This window comes from Pseudoalteromonas sp. SIMBA_162, assembly GCF_046535955.1.
GTDB lineage: Bacteria > Pseudomonadota > Gammaproteobacteria > Enterobacterales > Alteromonadaceae > Pseudoalteromonas > Pseudoalteromonas marina.
In genome coordinates this window covers 1-257 of record NZ_JAWJBQ010000690.1, presented here as the reverse complement: position 1 = coordinate 257, position 257 = coordinate 1, and the positions used below count along the sequence as shown (strand labels likewise).

Annotated in this window: 1 protein-coding gene; it reads left to right on the top strand. The window is 65.0% G+C overall.

Features of this window, described 5'->3' with window-relative positions; translation table 11 throughout:
* A partial coding sequence (locus R0J88_RS21440; RefSeq protein WP_410901091.1) for an MFS transporter occupies positions 1 to 257 on the top strand: 257 nt, incomplete at both ends.

Below are 257 nucleotides of genomic sequence, written 5' to 3'. Positions count from 1 at the left end.
CTATCGATGGATGCCTTTCTGCCCGCTATCCCCGCCATGGCCGCGGAATTCGGTGTCGATCACTCCCGCCTCGGCCTGACCATCACCTTCTTCCTGGCCGGCTACGCCTTCGGTCAGCTGAGTGGTGGCCCGCTGTCGGACAGCCTGGGCCGTCGCCCGATCGCGCTGGGCGGCATCGTGCTGTTCTTGATCGCGAGTCTCGGCTGCGCCATGACGCATAGCCTGGAATGGCTGATGGTCTTCCGTGTCCTGCAGGG